A 21,590-nucleotide genomic window follows, 5' to 3' on the forward strand; every position below is an offset into this window, starting at 1 on the left:
AGACCCGAGGTTGTTCGCTTTGAGCGGAATTTCCAGGCCACCGGCCCGGAAGTCTCGTGTGTGATCGATCACAACCGAGCCTTTCCCGCCCTCTACTCTCCGTGATCATGCACCCTGTCGGAAAGCCGGGAAAATCCCGGTTTTCAGGGGTCAGGATCACGGGAAGTACACGGTGAGACGCCTTTGGCGTGCGGCATTCGGACCGTGTACGGTCCCCATCGCCATCCAAGCCGATCACTCGAGAGAGGGCCGGTTGGGTGTCGATTGAGTAACAGACCTTGATGTGAGGCAAAATCTCCGCCTCGGGTCGGGCACAAGTCCGGCCTCTCACGCGTTACGTGCGCTGAAGACACCGCAGACACCCAGAGGGGGAGAGCGACCATGGCAACCGATTACGACACTCCACGCAAGACCGACGACGACGTCGACTCGGACAGCCTCGAAGAGCTGAAGGCCCGGCGGAACGACAAGTCCGCCTCGGCCGTCGACGTCGACGAGTTCGAGGCCGCGGAAGGCCTCGAACTTCCCGGCGCCGACCTCTCGAACGAGGAACTGGCGGTCCGTGTGCTGCCGAAGCAGCAGGATGAGTTCACCTGCATGAGCTGCTTCCTGGTGCACCACCGCAGCCAGCTGGCCCGGGAGAAGAACGGCCAGCCGATCTGCCGCGACTGCGACTGAGGCGGGGTCGGCCGTGACAGGCTCGACCCCTCCCTGGAAGCGCCGCTTCTCCAGGCGGGAAGCGGACCAAGGACCGCTCGACGGTCCGCACAGCGCGCGTGACGACGAGCGGGGCCCCGCCGGTACGGGGACGGCCCCGCTCGAGCCAGTGGCCGGCCGGAGTGACCTCCCGGCGACCACGCAGCCACCGGCACCCGCTGCCCGGCGCAGGGCAGCGGCGTTCCGGGGCAGGGCCGGACAGGGCGTCCGCAACGGTGGCGCTCGCGCCAGGGCCGCCCTGGCCCACCTGGCCGACCGGATCATCGACCTGGCGCCCCGCGTGCCCGTACGGGACCTGGCGACGCTGCGGGCGCACTTCCCCGGCCTCGGCCCCGAGGAGCTCGCCGACCGGCTCGTGGCCGGCGCGGCCAAGGGGACGGCGACCGTCGGCGCGGGTGTCGGTGCGGCGGCGATGCTGCCCGTACCGCCCGCGATGCCCACCGAACTGGCCGCAGAGATCACCGGCGTCGCGGCGATCGAGCTCAAGCTGATCGCCGAACTCCACGAGGTCTACGGCGTACGTCCGCCCGGCGGCCTCGCGCAGCGCAGCACCGCGTACCTGAACTCGTGGTCCGGTGAGCGCGGCGTCGACGTGACCAAGCCGTCGACCCTCGGCTCGGCGATGAACAGCCCCATGAAGCGCCAGCTGCGCCAGCAGATCATGAAGCGGATGGTGCGCGACCTGCCCAACCTGATGCCCTTCATGGTGGGCGCGGCCGTGGGCGCCGTCATGAACCGCCGGGACACCAGGAAGCTGGCGGCGAGAATCCGGACCGACCTGCGCAAGCACCAGGTCGCCTGGAGCGCCCTCGACGGCCTCCCGGCGCTGGAACGGCCGCAGGACGCCCTGGACATGGGTGAGGTCGCCAAGGGCATCGGACCCGGCCCCGGCGGCCTCGGGAAAAACTTCGGCAAAGACGGCCGCTGACAGACGGCCGCTGACAGACGACCGCTGACAGGCGACCGCTGAGGGACGACCGCCGACGGGCTCGCGCGCCCGCGCGAGCGGGAACGGACGGCCCGGCCGGGGGTCCGCGTTACGCGGCCGCCGCCTTCGCCGCCGTCAGGGCCTCGATCAGCCGCTCCGGCTCCCGCGTCGACAGGTACAGGTACGGGGTCGGGTCCTCCGGGTCCGTGACCACCACGCGCACGGCCCGCGGGATGTAGGCGCGCAGCAGCAGGAACGCCCGGACGTCCGCCTTGTACGTGCGCCAGGCGCGGGCCTCCTCCGGGTCGAGGATCTCCGCCTCGCCCAGCGCCGAGACCGGCACCTTCGCCTCGCCCGCGATCAGCGAGTCGCCCACGACCCGGATGCGGACCGCGCCGTACGAACTGGCCGCCACCGCCGCCACCGCCGTGCCGCCCACGAGGCCGCCCAGCATCGACAGCGTGCCGAAGGGCAGCAGGATCAGCGCGAACGCCAGCCCCACCAGGAAGGAGACCAGCCACCAGGAACGGGGCGCGGTGAGGCGTTCTTCGTACGGGGCCGTGGAGAGCTGCATGAAGCAAGCTTGGCACGGTATCGGTGTTCGGCCGACGCGCGGGTAAGGTCTGCGCCTGTGAGTGGTACTTCCCCAGGTCTCCAGCCCCCCGCCGACGCCGTGAAACCCGTACGGCACCCCGACGCGCCCGCCCCCGGCGAGCTGCTCGGCGCCCACTACGGGCAGTGCTTCGGCTGCGGCGGCGACCAGCCCCACGGACTGCACCTCCAGGCGCGGGCCGGTGAAGGCGTGTCGATCACCGCCGAGTTCACCGTCCGCCCCGCTCACCAGGGCGCTCCCGGCCTGGCGCACGGCGGCGTGCTGGCCACCGCGCTGGACGAGACGCTGGGCTCGCTGAACTGGCTGCTGCGCACCATCGCGGTGACCGGACGGCTCGAGACCGACTTCCGGCGGCCGGTGCCCGTGGACACGACCCTGTACCTGGAGGCCGAGGTCACCGCGGTGGCCGGCCGGAAGATCTACTCCACCGCCACCGGCCGGATCGGCGGTCCCGACGGCCCGGTGGCCGTCCGCGCCGACGCCCTGTTCATCGAGGTGAAGGTCGAGCACTTCGTCCGCAACGGCCGCGAGGAGGAGATCCGCGCCGCCATGGACGACCCCGACCAGCTCCGCCGCGCCCGCGCCTTCGAGGTGAACCCGTGAGCCGTGCCGACCTCGAGGTCATGATCCGCCGCCTCGACCCCGACGTGCCGCTCCCGGAGTACGCGCAGCCCGGCGACGCGGGAGCGGACCTGCGCACCACCGCCGGCTGCGAGCTGGCGCCCGGCGAACGCGCCGTTCTGCCCACGGGCGTGTCTGTGGCGCTCCCCGAGGGGTACGCGGCCTTCGTGCACCCACGTTCCGGACTGGCCGCCCGCTGCGGTGTCGCCCTCGTGAATGCCCCGGGGACGATCGATGCCGGGTACCGTGGGGAGATCAAGGTGATCGTGGTGAATCTCGACCCGCGCGAGAGCGTGCGGTTCGAGCGCTTCGACCGGATTGCCCAACTGGTCGTCCAGCAGGTCGAGAGGGTCCGCTTCCGTCAGGTCGCGGAACTTCCCGACTCGGCGCGGGCCGAGGGGGGCTTCGGGTCCACCGGCGGCCACGCCGGGTTGGACCGTGCAAGCGGCACAAGCGGTCAGGTCGCCGAAGGCGGCCCGACGGGTGGGAATCGATACGCTTCGGTCGTATCCGACCGGGAAGGACAGTGACGTGTTCGGACGTCGCAAGAAGAGGGATGCCGCCGAGGACGCGGCCGGCGAGACCGAGCAGGTCGTCGACAGCGTCGACACCGAGGCGGACGAAGAGCGCGAACGCGTGCGGCTCGAGCCCGAGCCGCGCCCCGACGGGCCCTGGGACAGCACCGAGGTCCGCGACCCGGGCGAGGGCAGGGTCGACCTGGGTGGCCTGTTCATCCCCGGGGTCGACGGCATGGAACTGCGGGTGGAGGTCGCGGGCGACGCGATCGTCGCCGCGACCGTGGTCCTGCGCGACAGCGCCATCCAGCTCCAGGGCTTCGCCGCACCCAAGCGCGAGGGCATCTGGGGCGAGGTGCGCGAGGAGATCGGCTCCGGCATCACCCAGCAGGGCGGCATCGTCGACGAGGTCGAGGGTCCGCTGGGCTGGGAGCTGCGGGCGCAGGTCCCGGTGCAGCTGCCGGACGGCACGGGCGGCTTCCAGGTCGTGCGGTTCGTCGGCGTGGACGGGCCCCGCTGGTTCCTGCGCGGCGTGATCTCGGGCCAGGGCGCGGTGCAGCCGCAGGCCGCCGGGCTGCTGGAGCAGATCTTCCGGGACACGGTCGTCGTCCGCGGCGAGGGCCCGATGGCCCCCCGCGACCCGATCGTCCTCAAGCTGCCCAACGACGCCCAGATGGTCCCCGAGGGTGTCCAGCAGGAGGAGGGCTCCCGCTTCGCCGGCGGCATGGGCCAGCTCCAGCGCGGACCGGAGATCACCGAGGTCCGCTAGGACCTGTCGCCGGACCTGGGCGAGGACACGCGACTCGGTACGGCCGGCGGCCGTACCTCGCGTCACGAGGGCCGCATCCCCGGCGGGGTGCGGCCCTCGTGGCACGCACGCCCCGAAGACCGGGCCCCGGCCGTTGAATCCCCCCGCCCCTCCGGCGATACTGGCGCCCGGTTTCACGGCGTACGACGGGGGAGGACGCGGAATGAGCCAGGTGGTCACCGAGACCATGGTGCGCGTCGAGGGCGTTCAGAAGTCGTACGGCCGGGACAGCGCCGCCGTACACGCTCTGCGCGGCGTCTCCTTCGACGTGCCGCGCGGTGAGCTGGTCGCCCTCAAGGGGCGGTCGGGCTCCGGCAAGACCACCCTGCTCAACATCGTCGGAGGCCTGGACACACCGGATGCCGGACGGGTCGAGGTCGACGGCCGGGACCTCGCGACGCTGGACGAGGACGGCCTGCTCGCCCTGCGCCGGGACCGGGTCGGTTTCGTCTTCCAGTCCTTCGGGCTCCTCCCGATCCTCACCGCCGCCGAGAACGTCGGTGTACCGATGCGGTTGCGCCGGGCCGCGCCGCGCGCCCGCGAGGAACGCGTCGAGCTGCTGCTCTCCCTCGTCGGCCTCGCCGACCACGCCAACCAGCGCCCCGGTGAGCTGTCCGGCGGACAGCAGCAGCGGGTCGCCGTCGCCCGTGCGCTCGCCAACGAGCCCGCCCTGCTGATCGCGGACGAGCCCACCGGCCAGCTGGACGCGGAGACCGGGCGCTCCGTGATGGAGCTGCTGCGCGCCGTCGTGCACAGTGAACAGGTCACCGCGCTGGTCGCCACCCACGACACGACCCTGCTGGGCCTCGCCGACCGGGTGCTGGAGCTGCGGGACGGGCGGATCGTCGAGGACTGACGCTCGGGGGCGGCGTCCGGATCCCGCCGCGGTCCGGACGGCATCCCTGGGCGTCAGGGTTCCGTCAAGGACGGGCCGGCACCCGCACCCCGCCCCGATTTGTCGCGATTGCGGGTCGTAAGGTCGACGCTGCGCACTCGGCGCCGACCGGAAGACAATGAGGCCATGGGACGCGGCAAGCTTCGGATCTACCTCGGTGCGGCACCGGGCGTCGGCAAGACGTACGCCATGCTGTCCGAGGCGCACCGCCGCGTCGAACGGGGCACCGACTGCGTGGTGGCGCTCGTCGAGCACCACGGCCGCTCCCGCACCGAGGTGATGCTGCGCGGTCTGGAGGAGGTGCCGCGCCGGGAGGTGGAGCACCGCGGCGCGGCCTTCACGGAGCTGGACCTGGACGCGGTCCTCGCCCGCGCCCCCCGGGTGGCGCTGGTGGACGAACTGGCCCACACCAACGTCCCCGGCGTGCGCAACGCCAAGCGCTGGCAGGACGTGGAGGAACTCCTCGCGGCCGGCATCGACGTCGTCTCGACCGTCAACATCCAGCACCTGGAGTCACTCGGCGACGTCGTGGAGTCCATCACCGGCGTACGGCAGCGGGAGACCGTGCCCGACGAGGTGGTGCGGCGCGCGGACCAGATCGAACTGGTCGACATGTCGCCGCAGGCGCTGCGCCGGCGCATGGCCCACGGCAACATCTACCAGCCGGACAAGGTCGACGCCGCCCTGTCGAACTACTTCCGCCCCGGCAACCTCACCGCCCTGCGCGAGCTGGCGCTGCTGTGGGTCGCGGACCGGGCCGACGAGTACCTCCAGCAGTACCGCAGCGAACACCGCGTCTCCAGGATCTGGGGCTCGCGCGAACGCATCGTGGTGGGCCTGACCGGCGGTCCCGAGGGCCGGACGCTGATACGGCGGGCCGCCCGCCTCGCCGAGAAGGGCGCGGGCGGCGAGGTGCTGGCCGTGTACATCGCCCGCAGCGACGGGCTGACCTCGGCCTCGCCCAAGGAGCTGGCGGTGCAGCGCACCCTGGTGGAGGATCTCGGCGGCACCTTCCACCACGTGCTCGGCGAGGACATACCGGCCGCGCTGCTCGACTTCGCGCGGGGTGTCAACGCCACCCAGATCGTCCTCGGCTCCTCGCGCCGCAAGGCCTGGCAGTACGTCTTCGGGCCCGGCGTCGGCGCCACCGTCGCCCGCGAGTCCGGGCCCGACCTGGACGTCCACATCGTGACCCACGAAGAGGTCGCCAAGGGGCGCGGACTGCCGGTGGCCAGGGGCGCGCGGCTCGGCCGGTCCCGGATCGTGTGGGGCTGGTTCGCCGGCCTGGGCGGCCCGGTGCTGCTGACGCTGCTGCTCAGCACCGTCCACCTCGGACTCGCCAACGACGTCCTGCTCTACCTGGCGCTGACGGTCGCGGCCGCCCTGCTCGGCGGGCTGTACCCGGCGCTGGCGTCGGCCGCGGTCGGGTCGCTGCTGCTGAATTGGTTCTTCACGCCCCCCGTCAACCGGATCACCATCGCCGACCCGAGGAACATGCTTGCGCTCGCCATATTCGTGGGCGTCGCGCTCTCCGTGGCCTCGGTCGTGGACGTCGCGGCCCGCCGCACCCACCAGGCCGCCCGGCTGCGCGCCGAGTCGGAGATCCTCTCCTTCCTCGCCGGTGACGTCCTGCGCGGCGAGACCAGCCTGGAGACGCTGCTGGAGCGGGTGCGCGAGACCTTCGGCATGGAGTCGGCCGCCCTGCTGGAACGGGAGGGCGACGTGGCGCCCTGGACCTGCGCCGGCCGCGCCGGAACGGGGCCGCCGGTCGACCGGCCGGAGGACGCCGACGTGGACATGCCGGTCGGGGACCACATGGCCCTGGCGCTGACCGGCCGCGTCCTGCCCGCCGAGGACCGCCGGGTGCTCGCCGCCTTCGCCGCCCAGGCCGCCGTCGTCCTGGACCGGCGCCGCCTGCGCGAGGAGGCCGACCGGGCCCGCACGCTGGCCGAGGGCAACCGCATCCGCACCGCTCTGCTGGCCGCCGTCAGCCACGACCTGCGCACCCCGCTGGCCGGGATCAAGGCGGCGGTGACCAGCCTCAGGTCCGACGACGTGGCCTGGTCGGACGAGGACCGGGCGGAGCTGCTCGAAGGCATCGAGGAGGGCGCCGACCGCCTCGACCACCTGGTGGGCAACCTGCTCGACATGTCGCGCCTGCAGACCGGCACCGTCACCCCGCTGATCCGCGAGATCGACGTCGACGAGGTGGCGCCGATGGCGCTCGGCGGCGTGCCCGAGGGCAGCGCGGAGCTGGACATCCCGGAGACGCTGCCCATGGTCGCGGTGGACGCCGGCCTCCTGGAACGGGCGCTGGCCAACCTGGTGGAGAACGCCGTCAAGTACAGTCCGGACGACCGGACCGTCCTGGTCGCCGCCAGCGCCCTCGCGGACCGCGTCGAGGTACGGATCGTCGACCGGGGGCCGGGAGTGCCGGACGAGGCCAAGGACCGCATCTTCGAGCCCTTCCAGCGGTACGGCGACGCCCCCCGCGGGGCCGGCGTCGGTCTCGGTCTCGCCGTGGCCCGGGGCTTCGCCGAGGCGATGGGCGGCACCCTGAACGCGGAGGACACCCCCGGCGGCGGCCTCACCATGGTCCTGACCCTGCGCGCGGTGGGCTCCGGGGAGCCGGCCCCGCACCTCGTGACGGCACGGAACGCGGTGACGGCACCGCACGCGACCGCGGAAAGGCAGGCCGCCCCATGACCCGGGTGCTCGTGATCGACGACGAACCGCAGATCGTGCGGGCCCTCGTGATCAACCTCAGGGCACGGCACTACGAGGTCGACGCCGCCCACGACGGCGCCGCCGCCCTCCAGCTCGCCGCCGCCCGCCACCCCGACGTGGTGGTGCTGGACCTGGGCCTGCCCGACATGGACGGCGTCGACGTGATCAGGGGCCTGCGCGGCTGGACCCGGGTGCCGATCCTGGTGCTGTCCGCCCGCCACTCCTCCGACGAGAAGGTCGAGGCGCTCGACGCGGGCGCCGACGACTACGTCACCAAGCCCTTCGGCATGGACGAGCTGCTGGCCCGGCTGCGGGCCGCCGTCCGACGGTCCGAGCCGGTCCCCGGCGGCGAGGACGAGGTGGTCGTGGACACCGCGGAGTTCACCGTCGACCTGGCCGCGAAGAAGGTCAACCGGGGCGGGAAGGACGTACGCCTGACGCCCACCGAGTGGCATCTGCTGGAGGTGCTGGTGCGCAACACGGGGCGCCTGGTCAGCCAGAAGCAGCTGCTCCAGGAGGTGTGGGGACCGTCGTACGGGACGGAGACGAACTACCTGCGGGTCTACATGGCCCAGCTGCGCCGCAAGCTGGAGGCGGACCCCGCGCACCCGCGCCACTTCATCACCGAGCCGGGCATGGGCTACCGCTTCGAGAAGTGAACGGCGGTGAGCGGCGCCGGTGGCGGAGAGCCGACGTGAGGCTCGCCATCCCGGCCCGAGAGGGGTGCATGGCTGTCGGCGGGCCCCGGTACGCTTCAGATATGAGTGCTGCTCCGCGTTCCGACAAGCCGGTGGGCCGGTTCCGGCGCATGTTCGACCGGCTCTCCTCCTCCCAGGAGGACCTGGAGTCGGAGGAACTGCGCGAGGACGCCGACACCGCCGGCTGTACGCGCATCGGAGACTGCCAGGACCGACAGGTCGTTTCGGTTACTGGTACCTTGCGCACGGTCACCCTGCGACCGCGTGCGGGCGTCCCGGCCCTGGAGGCCGAGCTGTTCGACGGCACCGCCGCCCTGGACGTGGTGTGGCTGGGCAGACGCTCCATCGTGGGCATAGAGCCGGGGCGCAAGCTGATCGCATCGGGCCGGGTCTCGATGAGCCACGGCCGTCGGGTGCTCTTCAACCCGAAATACGAACTGAGACCCCTCGGACGGGAGTAGCCGGTGACGTCGCTCGACAAGCCGACCGAAGACACGACGGAAGCCGACGACGCCCGGGCGGTGACGGAGGCCGCGCTGTTCGAGGCGTTCGGCGGCGTGCGCGGCATGATCGAGACGGTGCTGCCGGGCCTGCTCTTCGTCACGATCTTCACGCTCAACAACGACCTGCACATGTCGGCGATCGCGGCCCTGGCCGTGTCGGTGGTGCTGGTCGTGGTGCGGCTGGTGATGAAGGACACCGTCAAGCACGCGTTCAGCGGTGTCTTCGGCGTCGCCTTCGGCGTGGTCTTCGCGATGATGACCGACAACGCCAAGAACTTCTATCTGCCGGGCATGCTCTACACCCTGGGCCTGGCACTGGCGTACATCGTCACCTCGCTGGCCGGCGTGCCCCTGATCGGTCTGATCCTCGGCCCGGTCTTCAAGGAGAACCTCTCCTGGCGCACCCGCAACCCGGGCCGCAAGAAGGCGTACACCAAGGCCAGCTACGCGTGGGGCCTGATCCTGCTCGCCAAGAGCGCCGTCCTCTTCCCGCTCTACTGGTGGGCCGACACCGAACAGCTCGGCTGGGTCCTCGTCATCCTGAAGATCCCGCCCTTCCTGCTCGCCGTCTGGCTGACCTGGGTCTTCCTGGCCAAGGCGCCGGCCCCCATCGACGTGTTCGCGGAGATGGAGGCGGCGGAGGAGGCCGAGAAGGCCGCCGAGGCGGAGAAGGACGGGCGGGAGCGGAGCGACCGGGAGGCCGACGGCACCCTGACGGGGCCGCCCCAGTCCGACGGGGAGGCCGCGGACCTGCGCGGCGGCAGGCACCGCAAGGCCTGACGGGCCGGACGGGACGGTACGGCGGTGGGGCGCCCGGACATCACCGGGCGCCCCACCGCCGTACCGTCCCGTCGTGCGGGCCCGTGCGCCCGCCGCGTCGGTCAGACGGCGTCGTCCGGGCGCCGGCGCGCCGACAGCAGGTCCTCCAGCTGCTCCTCACGGGCCTGAGCGGCGACGAACAGCAGCTCGTCGCCCGCCTCCAGGGAGTCCTCCCGGGACGGCGTCAGCACCCGCGTGCCGCGAATGATCGTCACCAGCGAGGTGTCCTCGGGCCACTGGACGTCGCCGACCTGGGTGCCGGCCAGAGCCGACTCCTCCGGCAGCGTCAGCTCGACGAGGTTGGCGTCGCCGTGGCTGAAGCGCAGCAGCCGGACCAGGTCGCCGACGCTCACCGCCTCCTCCACCAGGGCCGACATCAGCCGCGGGGTGGAGACGGCGACGTCCACGCCCCAGGACTCGTTGAAGAGCCACTCGTTCTTCGGGTTGTTCACCCGGGCGACGACGCGCGGAACGCCGTACTCCGTCTTGGCCAGCAGGGACACGACGAGGTTGACCTTGTCGTCGCCCGTCGCGGCGATGACGACGTTGCAGCGCTGGAGCGCCGCCTCGTCCAGGGACGTGATCTCGCACGCGTCGGCGAGCAGCCACTCCGCCATCGGAACGCGCTCGACCGAGATGGCGGTCGGCGCCTTGTCGATGAGCAGGATCTCGTGGCCGTTCTCCAGCAGCTCGCCCGCGATCGAACGGCCGACCGCGCCGGCTCCGGCAATGGCGACCCTCATCAGTGACCGCCCTCCTCTTCGGGACCCTTGGCGAACGCCGCCTCGACCTTGTGGACCTCGTCGGTGCGCATCATCACGTGCACGAGGTCACCCTCCTGCAGGACGGTCTGCGAGGAGGGCAGGATCGCCTCCCCGAGCCGGGTGAGGAAGGCCACCCGCACGCCCGTCTCCTCCTGGAGCCGGCTGATCTTGTGACCGACCCAGGCCGAGGAGGTGTGCACCTCGGCGAGCTGGACACCGCCGGTGGGGTCGCGCCACAGCGGCTCGGCACCCGAGGGGAGCAGCCGGCGCAGCATCTGGTCGGCCGTCCAGCGGACGGTGGCGACGGTGGGGATCCCCAGGCGCTGGTACACCTCGGCGCGGCGCGGGTCGTAGATGCGGGCGGCGACGTTCTCCACACCGAACATCTCGCGGGCCACGCGGGCGGCGATGATGTTCGAGTTGTCCCCGCTGGACACGGCGGCGAAGGCACCCGCGTCCTCGATGCCCGCCTCACGCAGGGTGTCCTGGTCGAAGCCGATGCCGGTGACCCGGCGGCCGCCGAACGAGGAACCGAGGCGTCGGAAGGCGGTGGGGTCCCGGTCGATGACGGCGACCGTGTGCCCCTGCTGCTCCAGGGTCTGGGCGAGCGCGGAGCCCACCCGCCCGCAGCCCATGATGACAATGTGCACGGCTCACACCACTCTTCTTCTCAGCCCTCTTACCGGGGTGAACATCCCGTTCATCTTCCTCTTTCGGCTCGACGGGCAAACACCGGCGGCCCCGCTGAGGGCCGCGGGTCACCATCATGCCGGTCCGCCGCCGCCGGACCCCGGCGGGGTGGTTCGTTCGCGTCGTTCAGTCCGGTTGGACCGGAGCGCGGGCGCGCCTCAACACATTGACGCCTGCATCGCGCTTCACCGGTCCTGTGTTGAGGCCGGAATCCGGTCGTTGAGTGGATGACGGGTGGGGGAGTGCTTGCCACGATGGACTCCGGTTCGAAAACTGGTCCGCAGCCAGCCAAAACCCGGGCGGCGACCCTTCGGGGCCGGTCAGGACGGCCGTGACCGACTCCGTCCGCTCACGGGAGTGCGAGGAGCGCGCGAGGACGCGCCCGGCGCACCGGGACGTCCGGCTGCGCGCGGCCGACCCTCGGACCACGGCCACGGCATGTACAACTTCGGGGGACGTGTGGAAATCAACATATTGGGACCCGTATCGATCGACACGCCGCACAGCGGCGGCGGAATCCGGGCCGGCAAGGTCCGCACACTGGTGGCGACGCTCGCCGTCGACGCGGGCCGCGCGGTGTCACTCGCGGACCTGGTGGACGAGCTCTGGGGCGCGAACCCGCCCGACAACGTCCTCAACGCCCTCCAGGCGCACGCCGCACGGGCCCGGAAAGTGCTCAGCGAGCATGCCTGCCCCGAGCGTGCCGACGGCATCCTGCGCTCCGTGCTCGGGGGCTATCTCCTGGAGGTCGACCCGCACTGCGTGGACGGCAACCGCTTCCTGGGACTCGTCTCGCGGGGTGCCTCCCTGCTCCCCGCAGATCCCGCCCGCGCCGTCGAAGTGCTGGAGACCGGTCTGCGGCTGTGGCGCGGCCCCGCCCTCATCGACGCGGGAGAGGGCAGGCGCTGCCAGGGCGCCGCCGCCCTGTTCGAGGAACGCCGGCTCGCCGCGCTCGAGGACCTGGCCACCGCGATGTTCCTGCTCGGCGCAGAGGCACAGGCGATCGCCATGCTCCAGCAACTGGTGGCGCAGTACCCGCTGCGCGAGCGGTTCTGCGAGCTGCTGATGGTCGGCCTCTACCGGGTGGGGCGCCAGGGCGACGCCCTGCACTCGTACCACCTGGCCAGGAAGCGGCTGGACGAGGAGCTGGGGGTCCAGCCGGGCGCGCTGCTGCGCCGGAGGCACGCCGAGATCCTCGCGCAGGACCCGGTCCTGAAGGTGCCGTCCGCGCTGTGGCGACAGCCGTACGCCCCGGCCGACACCAGCCTGCTCACCGCCTGACGGCCCGGTCGCGGCCGGCGCCCTCGTGAACGGGAACGAGAAGTTGTCAGACCAGAGAACAGCCACGGCCGGGGACGCGCCGCAGGCGGCACCGGCGGCGCCGGACCCCGCGGAACCCGTCGCCATCGTCGCCATGTCCGCCCTCTACCCACGGGCCCGCGGTATCGGGGAGCTGTGGCGGCTGCTGCGCGCCGACGCGCCGGCGTCGGGCGCCGGCGCGGGCCCTGCGCCGCGAAGCCTCGGTGACATCGAGGTCGACGTCGCACGGTTCGGCATCCCGCCGGCCCAGGCGGCCTCCATGGCGCGCCTGCAACTGCTCGTGATCGAGGCGGCCCGCCAGTGCCTCGACGACGCCTCGGGACCCGGCGGCCTCTCCGGCCGCACGGACGTGGTCGTGGGCACCTGCCTCGGCCTGGACCGGCAGTACGCCAACGCGCTGCGCGTCGACGGCGCCCGCTACGCCCGGGACCTGGCCGGGGCGCTCGCGGACGGTCCCTGGCAGGAGGCCGGAGCCGACGCGGGGGCGGCCGAGCGGGAACTCAACGACGTACTGGTGCGCCGGCTCGGTGCCTCGCCGCACGACCGGGTGGGGGAGATGGCCAGTACGATCCCGGCACGCGTCGCGTCCGCCTTCAGGCTGCGCGGGCGCACCCTCGCCGTCGAGTCGGCGGACGCCACCTCCTACTGGGCCCTCGCGCACGCCGTGGACAGCCTGCGCGCCGGCCTGGCCGACGCCGTCCTGGTCGTGGTGGGCCAGCGCGACGAGGGCCGCTTCGCGCGGCGGGCGCTGGCGGCGAAGGGGCTCGCGCCCGGACCGGACGCGGCGGCGGACACCCCCGTGCTCGCCGAAGGGCTCGGGGCGCTGCTGCTCAAGCGCCGCTCGACCGCGCGGCGGGACGGCGACCGCGTGTACGCGTCGGTACTGGACTGCGCGCTGCGGCACGAGGGGCGGCCGGGCACCTTCCGCTACTCGCTGTCGGCCGGGCATCGCCGGGCGGCGGCCGAGGCGGCGCACCGCACGGCGGGTGTCGCGCCCGGGTCGGTGGGCCTCGTCGAGTGTGCGGGTCACGGCACGGCCGCCGTGGGGCTCGCCGAGCGGGAGGCGCTCGCCGCGCTGCACGCCGGTGCGCCGCGGGCCTCCGTGGCCCTGGGCAGCGTGCGCGACCGGCTCGGCCACACCTTCGCCAACGCGGGGCTGGCCGGTGTCACCAAGGCGGCACTGGCCCTGCACCACCGCACCGTCCCTCCGGCGTCGACCGGCGCAGGCCCGACTGCGGGCCCGTTCCGCGTACCGCGCACGGCCGAGCCCTGGGAGCCGACCGCGGACGGTACCCCCCGCCGGGCGGCGGTCCTGGGCGCCTCGCTGACCGGAACGGTCTGCCACGTGCTGCTCGAAGAGGACGTACCGGCTTCCGCCGGAGCGCAGGCACAGGCCGGTACGGCGCAGGGTCGTACGGCGCAGGCTCGTACGGCGCAGGCTCGCGCGCCGCACGCCGTCGGCGCCCCGCTCGTCGTCCCGCCCGGCGACCGGCTATCAGACGAGGGAGCGGCCGCCCCGCGCGATGGTGCGCCCTCGTTCGTGCGCGGCGCCGGGGAGCCTGTCGCGATCGTCGGGTTCGGCGGGCGTTTCGCCGACTCGCCCGACGCGGACGCCTTCTGGCGGACCATGCTCTCCGGACGGGACCGGATCGGGCCGCTGCCGGCCGAGTCGTTCGACCGGGACCTGTACCACGCCCCGGGCGCACTGGCCCGCGGCCGCAGCTACACGGATCTCGGCGCGCCCGTCCCGGTGCCTTCGGCGCCGCCCGGCGGGCTGCGCGTCCCGCCGCACCGGTACGCGGCGATGGACGCGGCCCAGCGTCTCGGGCTCGACGTGGCGGCCGAGATGTTCGCCCGATACGGGCGCCCGCCGCACACCCTGAGGGGTGTCGGAACCGTCGCCGTCGGCAGCAACCTCGGCCTGTCCAGGGAGCGCGGGCTGCACACCGGTCTGTGCCTCGACGACCTGGAGGCGGACGTCCGCTCCCTCACCGCGCTCGGCGCCCTGGGACCGGACGAGTTCGAAGCGCTCACCAAGCTGGTGCGGGACCGCTTCGGGGAGCCCGGCCCGGTCGACCTGCCGACGACCTGGGACGGCTGTGTCGCCAGCGGCATCGCGGCTCTGGTCGGCAACGAACACCGCCTGGACGCGGTGCCGGTGGCCGTGGAGGCCGCCTGCGCCTCCTCGCTGGCGGCGCTCGACGTCGCCGTGGGGCGGCTGCGTTCCGGTGCGGCCGACTACGCCGTGGCGGGCGGGGTGGAACTGCCGTGCAACGCGCGGGACATGGTCCTGTGCTCCTCCCTGGGCCTGCTGTCGCACAGCAGGATCACCCCGTTCGACGCCGCGGCCGACGGCTTCACCCCGGGTGACGGCTGCGCGCTGTTCCTGCTCAAGCGCCTGGCGGACGCCCGCCGCGACGGCGACCAGGTGTTCTGCGTGCTCCGCGCGGTCGGTGCGTCCAACGACGCGAAGTCGCTGATCGCGCCGGACGCCGACGGCCAGGCCCGGGCCGTACGGCAGGCTTTCGCCCAGGTGGAGTTCGGCCCCGACGACGTGGACTACCTGGAGGCCCACGGCACCGGGACCAGGCTGGGGGACCGGGTGGAGATCGCCGCCGCCGCACAGGTGTACGGCACGGGGCGGCGCGGGACGCCGCTGCACATCGGGTCCGTCAAGTCCTTCCTCGGCCACACCTTCGCGGCGGCCGGCGCGGCCGGACTGCTGCGCACGCTCCAGGCGCTGCGGCGGGCGACCCTGCCACCCAGCGTCAACCTGAGCGAACTCAGCCCCGACCTCGCCCTGGACGCGGTACCGGCGCGGGTCGCCACCGAGCCCCTGCCCTGGCCGGCGCGGCCGGGCCGGCCGCGGCGCGCCGCGGTCAGCGCGTTCGGAACCGGCGGCATCAACTACCACCTGCTCATCGAGGAAGGCACGGACGCAACGCGATGAACTTCGACTTCGACGCCGGGTTCGACGACGACACCACGCAGATGCGCGACATGGTCGTGCGGTTCGCCCGGCGTGAGCTGGCTTCCCCCGGCTGCTTCGACGACGCCGGGGACTTCCGGCGGCGCTGGCGACTGGCCGGCAAACAGGGCCTGGTGGGCACCAGCGTGCCGGGAGAGTTCGGCGGCAGCGGTCTGGACGCGGTGGCCGCGGCAGCCACCATGGAGGCGCTCGGATACGGCTGTGCGGACACCGGCTTCGCCTTCTCGGTCGCCGCGCACCTGTTCGCCGCCGTCATGCCGGTCGTCGAGTTCGGTACCGAGGAGCAGCGCGGCGCGTGGCTGCCTGCTCTGAGTTCGGGTGAGCGGATCGCCGCGCACGCCGTCACCGAGCCGGAGGCCGGGTCGGACGCGCTGCGGCTGCACACCCGCGCCCGCGCCGTCGACGGCGGTTACGTCCTCAACGGTTCGAAGTGCTTCATCACCAACGCTCCGGTGGCCGACGTGTTCGTGGTGCAGGCCGCCACCGACGCCCGCGGCGGCTTCTTCGGGCTGACCACCTTCCTGGTCCAGGCGTCCACCCCGGGGCTCACCGTCGGACGGCCGTACGACAAGGTGGGGCTGCGCGGGTCCCCGACGGCCGACGTCCACTTCGACGACTGTCCCGTCCCGGCCGGTGCGGTGCTGGGAGCGGAGGGCGCCGGGGCGAGCATCTTCTCCTCGTCGATGAAGTGGGAGCGCACCTGCCTGTTCGCGGCCTACCTCGGAGCGATGCGCCGCGTGCTCGAGTCCACGGTGGAACATGCCCGCAACCGCGAGCAGTTCGGCTCGCCCATCGGGGATTTCCAGGCGGTCAGCCACCGCATCGTCGACATGCTGGGCCGCTACGAGGGGGCCAGACTGCTGCTCTACCGCGCGGCACGGTCACTGGCCGACGGCGGGGCGGACGAGATCGGACCGGCCCTCGCGAAGATCGCCGTGAGTGAGGCAGCCGTACAGCTCGGCCTCGACGCCGTCCAGTTGAGGGGCGCACTGGGAGTGCTGGACGGGGAGGCCGAGTCCCTGCTGCGGGACGCGCTGCCCGCCCGGATCTTCTCCGGCACCAACGAGATCCAGAAGAACAACGTCGCGCGAGCGCTGGGCCTGGGGCGCCGGCGTCCCGTGGCACGTCGCTGAGCGCACAGCCAGGGAGGCGCGAGACATGGACGTCATCATCCACCGTATTCGTCTGCACGACGGAGTGGACCCGGCCCGCTTCGAGGCCTGGGTCCGGGACGTCGACTACGCGTCCTGTCCCCGGCTGCCCAGCGTGCGCGCCTTCGGCGTGCAGCGGGTGAGCACGGAACGGGACGCTCCATTCCACTACTTCGAGATCATTTCGGTGACCGCGTCGGACGCGTTCTCCCAAGACATGAAATCAGAGGCATTTCAGGGACTGGCCGAGGCTTTCGACGCGATGGCCTCGGTGGTCGGGGAGATGAGCGGCGAACGCGTGGGACCGGGCTATCGGGCGGCGTCCTGACCCGGCGGGTCCGCCGCCGCCGCGGCACGGAACGCGGGGCCGGGCGGCGGCGAGCCGTTCGGCCCGGCGGGGCCGTCAGCGGGCGGGGGTGCCGTAACCCGGGCAGGTGCCCAGGAGGCCCGACTCGTAGGCGATGGCGACGGCCTGCGCACGGGTCGCCGCACCCAGTTTGCGCAGGACCCGGTGCACGTGGGACCTGACCGTGGTGCTGGAGACGGACAGGGTGCCGGCCATCTCGGTGTTCGTCTTTCCCTGGGTCAGGAGCACCAGCACTTCCGTTTCCCGAGGGGTCAGTTCGGGGCGGAGGTTCTTCGGGGCCTTGCTCCGCCAATAGCGGGTCAGGGCTTCCTGGGCCTCTCCGGGAGCGATTATGGCATTCACTTCGGTGATGGTCTTGATGACGTGCACCAGTTCTTCGACCGACGTTTCGGCCGACAATACGGCGCGTACTCCCACGCGCAGTGCCTCGAATGCGCGGTAGGTGTTCTCCGGCTTGGTCAGGAGAATGGTCCTGCCGAGCCGCGCGAGTTCCGTCAGTTTGTCGATGCTGTCCAGGGTGAACAGCGGGGCGACGGTCACCATGATGTCGGGACCGGTCTCCGTCGCTGTGGCCAGCGAGCCGCGCAGGGTGGTTTCCACCTGCACCTTCATGTCGTGCCGCTCCAGCAATGCGCGCATTCCCTCGCCCAGGATGACGCGGTCGCAGCACACCAGGACACGTGTCGTCATACGTGAGCTTTCGTACGAGAAGGATGTTCATTGCACGGACTGTGCGGGCGCGCCCCGGCGGTGAGTGGTCGGTGCCGGACGCCTTTCTTTGTGATTCCCCCGATATGCGTCATGCGGCCAAACTTAGCACGCACGTGCGCAGTTGGAGAGTGTCCTGCGTTCCCCCGATGACGGTCCGTGCGAAGCTGTTTCAGCGTGATGAAGATCCTGTCCGGAATCTTGTGAATGCCGCTGGTCCGGCATCCGTTCGGATCAGACCGGCACGCAGCGGGCGGCGTCGTCGCGCCGGTGGGAGCGGGGCGCGGGACGCTCGGCGGCGCCGACCCGGCTCACGAAGAAGGTGCGTCCGGGCAGGGACAGCTCCCGCTCCAGCCGGCCGCGCAGGTCATCGTGCTGGACGACGATGCTGACGGGATGCAGGGACAGTCCGTGCCGGGTCGCCCGCCACCAGTAGTCGGCCAGCCGCTCGCCGCCCCGTAGCAGCTCCGCCCGTCCGGGCTCCGGCCCGGCGAACCCCATGGTCACCATGGCCGGAGTGCGGCGCACGAGGTCGGCGAGCCCGGCGGCCAGCACCCGGTGGTAGCCGACCTTGCCCAGCAGACGCATCGTGGCCGGCGCCAGCGCGCAGCGCAGCGCGGCCCGGCGCGGCCGGGACATGGGACCGAAGAGCTGGTCCGGCGTGAACCCGTCCCCCCGCGCGGTGGCATCCGCGAGGTCCCGGCGCAGGAAGGAGTGGGTCTCCCGCCAGGCGGCGCGGTGCCCGAAGTCGCGTCCCGCGTGCCGGGCGACGAACGACGCGAACGCACGCAGCTCCTGCGGCTCGGTCAGGTGCCGGACGCGGATCAAGTCCCTCTCACCGTCCGGCGATACGGTCCCCGCCAGATCGCGCAGCAGCTCGGCCGGCACCGGCTCCGGGCGGTAGGCCCCGCGGTGGGTGCGGCGGGCGAGCGCGGTCTCGCGCAGGTCCGCCGGACCTTCCCCGGACGGCGTCCCCGGCCGCAGCGCCACCACGCACAGCGGCGTCCACCTCGCCGGCCAACCGGCGCCGAACCGGGAGCCGCCGCCCCGGATCGGCGCGTCGCCGTCCAGGACGCGCACCGAGGCGACCGTCCAGCCCCGGGCCGCCAGCCCCCGCAGCAGGATGCGCCCGTAGATGCCGCAGCTCACCTCCATCTCGACGGCGTGCGCGGCGAGCGCCGTCAGCTCCCGGCCGCGGTCGAGGGCCAGGACCAGGTACTCGTCCGCGTCCTCGCCGGTCAGCTCCGCCGCCGTCCGGCGCGCCGCCGCGGTCGTGACCCGGGCGAGGCCCCACGGCTGGCAGTTGTGCGAGGAGGGACTCAGCGCCGCCGTTCCCACCGCCTCCTCCAGTGCCTGTGTGAACGGGGGCACCGGTGGAGCGCACCGGTCCGCACCGTGGGTCGTCATGACGATCTCCTCTTCGAAGGCCGGGCAGGGCCGTTCATGGCCGGGCAAGGCGGTTCATGGCCGGGCAAGGCCGCCTTCATCGCCCCACGAGGGCCAGGTGGTGGCCGTGGACCGCGCCGGCCCATCCCGTCGGCCGCCGCGTCTCGGCGGTCGGCGCGTGGCGCAGCAGCCCGCCTCCCGGCCGCCAGGTGAAGCGGCCGTCCGGCAGCCAGCCGGTCAGCGCCACCTCGCGGGCGTCGACCCGCAGCCCGAACCCGTAGTACTTGAGCACGGCCTCCTTGCACGTCCAGCGCAGCGCCGCCGGCATGGCCGCCAGCCGCCGGGCGTCGGGCGTCGGCGCCCGCGGGTCGCACTCCTGGTCGAGCAGTCTGGCCAGGGTCGGCGGCATGGGCCGGTCGTGTTCCAGGTCGACGCCTATCGCGTGCGGTCCGCACACGGCGACCGCGAAGTCCCCCGAGTGCGTCAGGCCCACCTCGACCGGCGCGTCCACCACCGGCCTGCCGGCCTGGAGGCCCCCGGTCACGGTGCGCACCTCGATGGTGCCGGGCTCCCGGTCCAGGTCCCAGTGCCGTCGGCCGTACGCGCTGACGGCGTGCTTGAGCGCGAGCCGGCCGGCCAGCCACTCGTGTCTCCGGCGCGGGGAGTGCAGTGCGAAGGCCCGCTCCGCCTCGGCGGGCGTCAGGTACCGCGCCCGGAGCGCGGCCAGGGTCTGCGGACTTCGGCCGCGCAGCCAGCCGATGGACACGACGGCGAGGGTGAGCCGTCGCGACGCCGGCGTCAGGTGGCTGACGCGCAGCGGGCGGGCCACGTCCAGTACGACCTGGCCGGCGAGGTCGTCGGTCTCCGGCGCCGCCGCGGTCTCAGCGCGTGACACGGCGGGGCAGCAGGAAGGGGTACGGCCGGTGCAGGATCTTGTGGTGGACGAAGCGGTCCGCCCGCCGCAGCCGCTGGATGAGTTCCCACATCCGTGCGTCGTCGCGGTAGTACGCCGAGATCTCCTCGGTGTCCAGCGGCCGGTCCAGGCGGGCGTCGGCCTGCTCGACGAAGCGCGGGACCAGCCGCTCCAGCCGTTCCTTGTGCAGGTTTCCGAGGAAGTCGAGGACCACTCCGCGCGGCGAGTAGAACTTGTCGAAGATCGATTTCGTCATCGCCAGACGCACCACGTCCCGCATCAGCCACGGCAGGGAGGTGAAGAACAGCGGTACGTCGAGGAGTTCGCGTTCGCGTTCGTCGCGCATGAGCGGGGTCGTCACGTCGAGGTAGACCAGTTCGCCGTCCACATCGATCCAGTTGGAGGCCTGTCCGTCGAGCCCGAGACGAGGGGTGACGGTCGACTCGACGCGGTCCAGGAACCGTTCGAAGAATCCCTCGCACCACGCGTCGCCGGCCGTGTGCAGCAACCGCGAGCACAGCCGCTCCTCGGGCAGCGCCTTCTGCACGCAGTACGCGACGGCCCGGCCGCCCCGCAGCGACCGGTGCCACATACGGGTCTCGGCGACCGAGACACCGCCCTTGTCGAGCCGGGTGACGTAGTCGTCGACCAGTGCCGAGTGCCGGTCCAGCCGTTCCCTGGACGGGAAGACCGGCAGGCGCTTGCACGCGAAGGCACCCGCGCCGGTCTCCAGGCGCAGCACCAGCGTCACCTCGCCGTAGCCGAGGATGGTCAGGGCCCGGTCGTCGGTGGTCCGCAGGGCCTGCGTGACCTGATCCTCCAGGGTGTCCATCGCATCGGAGGGGACGGAGAAGGTCATGACCGGATCACCTGGCTTCCCGGGACGGGCCCGTCGACGCGGCGGTTCTCGTCCCCGGCGACGTGTGGTAGCGGTACAGGAGGTAGATCGCGGCGGCGAAGAACGCGGCGTCCATCGCCAGGATCTCCGGGACACTACTCACCAGGATCACCACGAACAGCACCAGCATCAGCAACTGGCCGTAGAGCGCGATGACGACGACGGAGCGGCGGTTCCACAGCAGGGCGAGCCCCGCCGCGACCATGGCGGCGGCGACGCCCCACATCACGCCGGTGGGGTGGCGGTCCAGCCAGTCGACGGGGCCGGAGATCACGGTTCCCCGGTTGGCTTCCGAGGCGTCGTCGAGGCGCCCCTCCACCGACTCCAGCTGCGGGAAGAACTTGCCTATCCCCGCGAGGATGTAGAGGGCGCCGACGACGCGCTGGAGGATCAGGTTTCTTCCGGTCACGGGACAGCTTCTTCCGGAGTTGACGAGGGGCGTCGCGAACGGGGGACGCCCATGGCGTGGTGGGGGGCGGGGACAGAAGGGGCGGGGGACAGGGGTCTGGGGGCGGTGCGGGGACACAGGCCGGGTTCCGGGCCGGGGCCCGGGTGCCGGG

Annotated in this window: 22 protein-coding genes; 14 read left to right on the plus strand and 8 right to left on the minus strand. The window is 72.6% G+C overall.

Annotated elements, in window-relative coordinates; translation table 11 throughout:
* Positions 1-381: 381 nt before the first annotated feature.
* Positions 382-678, plus strand: coding sequence for a DUF4193 domain-containing protein (locus tag EV562_RS30980; protein ID WP_003993510.1), 297 nt, complete (start codon positions 382-384; stop codon positions 676-678).
* Positions 679-691: 13 nt separating this feature from the next.
* Entirely contained in the window at positions 692-1,645 is a 954-nt protein-coding gene (locus EV562_RS30985; protein WP_133890170.1) for a hypothetical protein, read from the plus strand.
* Between the two features lie 109 nt (positions 1,646-1,754).
* Here EV562_RS30985 and EV562_RS30990 read toward each other — a convergent pair whose 3' ends face one another.
* Positions 1,755-2,219, minus strand: coding sequence for a DUF3093 domain-containing protein (locus tag EV562_RS30990; RefSeq protein WP_133890171.1), 465 nt, complete (start codon positions 2,217-2,219; stop codon positions 1,755-1,757).
* Between the two features lie 57 nt (positions 2,220-2,276).
* Between EV562_RS30990 and EV562_RS30995 the strand changes: the two genes are divergently transcribed.
* The 8 genes from EV562_RS30995 to EV562_RS31030 all read left to right on the plus strand — a co-directional run bounded on the left by EV562_RS30995 (position 2,277) and on the right by EV562_RS31030 (position 9,805).
* Positions 2,277-2,861: a PaaI family thioesterase gene (locus EV562_RS30995; RefSeq protein WP_133890172.1), complete on the plus strand. Its 585-nt coding sequence runs from the start codon at positions 2,277-2,279 to the stop codon at positions 2,859-2,861.
* Entirely contained in the window at positions 2,858-3,409 is a 552-nt protein-coding gene (dut, locus tag EV562_RS31000; protein ID WP_133890173.1) for a dUTP diphosphatase, read from the plus strand. Before EV562_RS30995 ends, dut begins: the two co-directional genes overlap by 4 nt.
* A 1-nt stretch (position 3,410) precedes the next feature.
* A complete protein-coding gene (locus EV562_RS31005; protein WP_052840057.1) occupies positions 3,411-4,163 on the plus strand; it encodes a DUF3710 domain-containing protein in 753 nt (250 codons plus the stop codon).
* Between the two features lie 202 nt (positions 4,164-4,365).
* Positions 4,366-5,058 (plus strand): ABC transporter ATP-binding protein, encoded by a 693-nt coding sequence (locus tag EV562_RS31010; RefSeq protein ID WP_133890174.1) that lies wholly within the window; start codon positions 4,366-4,368, stop codon positions 5,056-5,058.
* Between the two features lie 165 nt (positions 5,059-5,223).
* On the plus strand, positions 5,224-7,803 hold the full coding sequence (locus EV562_RS31015) for a sensor histidine kinase KdpD (RefSeq protein WP_133890175.1): 2,580 nt from the start codon (positions 5,224-5,226) through the stop codon (positions 7,801-7,803).
* On the plus strand, positions 7,800-8,483 hold the full coding sequence (locus tag EV562_RS31020) for a response regulator (RefSeq protein WP_133890176.1): 684 nt from the start codon (positions 7,800-7,802) through the stop codon (positions 8,481-8,483). Before EV562_RS31015 ends, EV562_RS31020 begins: the two co-directional genes overlap by 4 nt.
* A gap of 101 nt (positions 8,484-8,584) precedes the next feature.
* Positions 8,585-8,983: an OB-fold nucleic acid binding domain-containing protein gene (locus EV562_RS31025; RefSeq protein WP_133890177.1), complete on the plus strand. Its 399-nt coding sequence runs from the start codon at positions 8,585-8,587 to the stop codon at positions 8,981-8,983.
* A gap of 3 nt (positions 8,984-8,986) precedes the next feature.
* Positions 8,987-9,805 carry a DUF3159 domain-containing protein gene (locus EV562_RS31030; RefSeq protein ID WP_133890178.1) on the plus strand — a complete coding sequence of 273 codons (819 nt, stop codon included), beginning with the start codon at positions 8,987-8,989 and terminating at the stop codon, positions 9,803-9,805.
* Between the two features lie 101 nt (positions 9,806-9,906).
* Here the strand turns inward: EV562_RS31030 and EV562_RS31035 are convergent, their stop codons facing one another.
* Both EV562_RS31035 and EV562_RS31040 read right to left on the minus strand, forming a co-directional pair.
* On the minus strand, positions 9,907-10,587 hold the full coding sequence (locus EV562_RS31035; protein ID WP_133890179.1) for a TrkA family potassium uptake protein: 681 nt from the start codon (positions 10,585-10,587) through the stop codon (positions 9,907-9,909).
* A complete protein-coding gene (locus EV562_RS31040; protein ID WP_133890180.1) occupies positions 10,587-11,258 on the minus strand; it encodes a TrkA family potassium uptake protein in 672 nt (223 codons plus the stop codon). Before EV562_RS31040 ends, EV562_RS31035 begins: the two co-directional genes overlap by 1 nt.
* 514 nt (positions 11,259-11,772) lie before the next feature.
* On the opposite strand from EV562_RS31040, the gene EV562_RS31045 reads away from it, so the two are divergent.
* The 4 genes from EV562_RS31045 to EV562_RS31060 are packed head-to-tail and all read left to right on the plus strand — an operon-like array spanning position 11,773 to position 17,086.
* The gene (locus EV562_RS31045) at positions 11,773-12,579 is read left to right on the plus strand and encodes an AfsR/SARP family transcriptional regulator (RefSeq protein ID WP_166662078.1); all 807 of its coding nucleotides are present in this window, start codon (positions 11,773-11,775) and stop codon (positions 12,577-12,579) included.
* A gap of 43 nt (positions 12,580-12,622) precedes the next feature.
* Entirely contained in the window at positions 12,623-15,568 is a 2,946-nt protein-coding gene (locus EV562_RS31050) for a polyketide synthase (protein WP_133890181.1), read from the plus strand.
* Positions 15,565-16,740, plus strand: coding sequence for an L-prolyl-[peptidyl-carrier protein] dehydrogenase (redW, locus tag EV562_RS31055; RefSeq protein ID WP_133890182.1), 1,176 nt, complete (start codon positions 15,565-15,567; stop codon positions 16,738-16,740). The genes EV562_RS31050 and redW overlap by 4 nt, the downstream gene beginning before the upstream one ends.
* Before the next feature lie 25 nt (positions 16,741-16,765).
* The gene (locus tag EV562_RS31060) at positions 16,766-17,086 is read left to right on the plus strand and encodes a RedY protein (protein WP_133890183.1); all 321 of its coding nucleotides are present in this window, start codon (positions 16,766-16,768) and stop codon (positions 17,084-17,086) included.
* A 75-nt stretch (positions 17,087-17,161) separates the two neighbouring features.
* Here the strand turns inward: EV562_RS31060 and EV562_RS31065 are convergent, their stop codons facing one another.
* The 5 genes from EV562_RS31065 to EV562_RS31085 all read right to left on the minus strand — a co-directional run bounded on the left by EV562_RS31065 (position 17,162) and on the right by EV562_RS31085 (position 21,439).
* Complete coding sequence (locus EV562_RS31065; protein ID WP_133890184.1) at positions 17,162-17,815, minus strand: response regulator transcription factor; 654 nt, start codon at positions 17,813-17,815, stop codon at positions 17,162-17,164.
* Between the two features lie 252 nt (positions 17,816-18,067).
* Positions 18,068-19,240: a RedV protein gene (locus tag EV562_RS31070; protein WP_133890185.1), complete on the minus strand. Its 1,173-nt coding sequence runs from the start codon at positions 19,238-19,240 to the stop codon at positions 18,068-18,070.
* Between the two features lie 76 nt (positions 19,241-19,316).
* Positions 19,317-20,114 carry a 4'-phosphopantetheinyl transferase superfamily protein gene (locus EV562_RS31075; RefSeq protein WP_133890186.1) on the minus strand — a complete coding sequence of 266 codons (798 nt, stop codon included), beginning with the start codon at positions 20,112-20,114 and terminating at the stop codon, positions 19,317-19,319.
* Entirely contained in the window at positions 20,101-20,991 is an 891-nt protein-coding gene (locus EV562_RS31080) for a DUF6206 family protein (protein ID WP_133890187.1), read from the minus strand. Before EV562_RS31080 ends, EV562_RS31075 begins: the two co-directional genes overlap by 14 nt.
* Positions 20,992-20,998: 7 nt before the next feature.
* The gene (locus EV562_RS31085; RefSeq protein WP_133890188.1) at positions 20,999-21,439 is read right to left on the minus strand and encodes a DUF6041 domain-containing protein; all 441 of its coding nucleotides are present in this window, start codon (positions 21,437-21,439) and stop codon (positions 20,999-21,001) included.
* Positions 21,440-21,590 lie beyond the last annotated feature (151 nt).

Source organism: Streptomyces sp. BK208 (genome assembly GCF_004364245.1).
Lineage (GTDB): Bacteria > Actinomycetota > Actinomycetes > Streptomycetales > Streptomycetaceae > Streptomyces.

Bases quoted from the DNA above. Each gene is read 5' to 3' on its own strand.
- EV562_RS31060 (WP_133890183.1), top strand. From the start codon at position 16,766: ATGGACGTCATCATCCACCGTATTCGTCTGCACGACGGAGTGGACCCG.
- EV562_RS31035 (WP_133890179.1), bottom strand. From the start codon at position 10,587: ATGAGGGTCGCCATTGCCGGAGCCGGCGCGGTCGGCCGTTCGATCGCG.
- EV562_RS31015 (WP_133890175.1), top strand. From the start codon at position 5,224: ATGGGACGCGGCAAGCTTCGGATCTACCTCGGTGCGGCACCGGGCGTC.
- EV562_RS31080 (WP_133890187.1), bottom strand. From the start codon at position 20,991: ATGACCTTCTCCGTCCCCTCCGATGCGATGGACACCCTGGAGGATCAG.
- EV562_RS30980 (WP_003993510.1), top strand. From the start codon at position 382: ATGGCAACCGATTACGACACTCCACGCAAGACCGACGACGACGTCGAC.
- EV562_RS31065 (WP_133890184.1), bottom strand. From the start codon at position 17,815: ATGACGACACGTGTCCTGGTGTGCTGCGACCGCGTCATCCTGGGCGAG.
- EV562_RS31070 (WP_133890185.1), bottom strand. From the start codon at position 19,240: ATGACGACCCACGGTGCGGACCGGTGCGCTCCACCGGTGCCCCCGTTC.
- EV562_RS31025 (WP_133890177.1), top strand. From the start codon at position 8,585: ATGAGTGCTGCTCCGCGTTCCGACAAGCCGGTGGGCCGGTTCCGGCGC.
- EV562_RS30990 (WP_133890171.1), bottom strand. From the start codon at position 2,219: ATGCAGCTCTCCACGGCCCCGTACGAAGAACGCCTCACCGCGCCCCGT.
- EV562_RS31010 (WP_133890174.1), top strand. From the start codon at position 4,366: ATGAGCCAGGTGGTCACCGAGACCATGGTGCGCGTCGAGGGCGTTCAG.
- EV562_RS31020 (WP_133890176.1), top strand. From the start codon at position 7,800: ATGACCCGGGTGCTCGTGATCGACGACGAACCGCAGATCGTGCGGGCC.
- redW (WP_133890182.1), top strand. From the start codon at position 15,565: ATGAACTTCGACTTCGACGCCGGGTTCGACGACGACACCACGCAGATG.